The organism is Pseudomarimonas arenosa (genome assembly GCF_014841215.1).
GTDB classification, from domain to species: Bacteria; Pseudomonadota; Gammaproteobacteria; order Xanthomonadales; family Xanthomonadaceae; genus Pseudomarimonas; species Pseudomarimonas arenosa.
The window spans coordinates 1-1,302 of record NZ_JACYTR010000139.1 but is presented as its reverse complement, the minus strand read 5'-3'; the positions used below and the strand labels follow the sequence as shown (position 1 = coordinate 1,302).

Genomic DNA, 1,302 nt, shown 5'->3' with positions numbered 1-1,302 from the left:
GCCTCTATCGAATTCCAAGTGGGTAACTGAGAATTTTGGTCTGACGCCGACAGCCTCCGTTTTGTCGAGCGCAGGCTGATTTCGGAGAGTGAGACCCATGCACGACAAGTTGTTCGAAGCTGCTTTGGGGATTGCGGCGCCCTGGTTCGTGGCGGGACTGCAGTTCAGCGACAAGGACAGGACACTGACGATTCGGATCGACTTTGTGCCGGGCAGCCGGTTCCAAATCGAGGGGGTTGAGGGCGTTCATCCGGCGTACGACACGCTCACTAAGCGGTATCGGCACTTGAACTTCTTTCAGCACGAGTGCGTTCTTGAGGTCCGCACGCCACGGGTGCAGTTGCCGGATGGTTCGGTTCGCCTGGTGACGCCGCCGTTCGCTGGCAAATTGTCGGGATTCACCCTGCTCTTCGAGGCACTCGTGCTGATGCTCGCGCCGCAAATGCCCTTCGCGGCGGTTGCCCGCCTGGTGGGCATCTCGCCGTATCGCGTGCTGCAGATCTGCCGGCGTTATGTGGCCCTGGCGCTCGACACTGCGGACTACAGCGGTGTGACGTCGCTGGCTATCGACGAAACCTCGCGGGCCAAGGGTCATGACTATGTCACTCTGGCCGCGGATGCGGATAGGCGCAGAGTCATTTCGGTCGCTGAGGGATGCGGGCTGCAGACCATCCGCGACATCGCGACCGAGCTGCAGGCCAAGGGGTGCCCTCCCGAGCAGATCCGATCGATCAGCATCGACATGTCGCCCGCTTTCATCAAGGGCTGTACCGACACGATGCCCAACGCTCAACTCACCTTCGACAAGTTCCACGTCATCTGCCACGCCAATACCGCCGTGGATACCACGCGGCGCATTGAGCAGCGCGATGACAAGTCGCTCAAGGGCATGCGTTGGATCCTGCTCAAGGATCGCGCCCTGCTTGACTCGGAAGCGATCGCGGACCTCGATGCCCTGATCGCACGCATGTCCACCGTTCGGACGGCTCGTGCGTGGCTGTACAAGGAACAACTCCGACAGATCCTCGAACGCAAGCAGATCAACGTCGTGCGGACCATGCTCACACGCTGGTGCACCTGTGTCATGCGCTCCAAGGTCGAACCGATGAAGAAGGTCGCAGACTTGGTGCGCAGGCATTTGGAAGGCATCGTGGCTTGGGCAAGAACCCGGCAAACCAACGGCTTTCTCGAAGCCCTCAACGGACTCTTCCAAGCTGCCAAACGCCGGGCTCGCGGATTCTCTCGTTTCGACACGATCCGCACCGTCATCTTCTTGATCGCGGGCAAGCTCAACTTCCGAGC

The 1,302-nt window shown here is 60.4% G+C and carries 1 protein-coding gene; it reads left to right on the top strand.

From position 1 onward, the window contains the following. Nucleotides 1-97 precede the first annotated feature (97 nt). Nucleotides 98-1,302 (top strand): ISL3 family transposase (locus tag IFO71_RS21580; protein ID WP_192031758.1); only part of this gene is annotated, 1,205 nt, incomplete at its 3' end.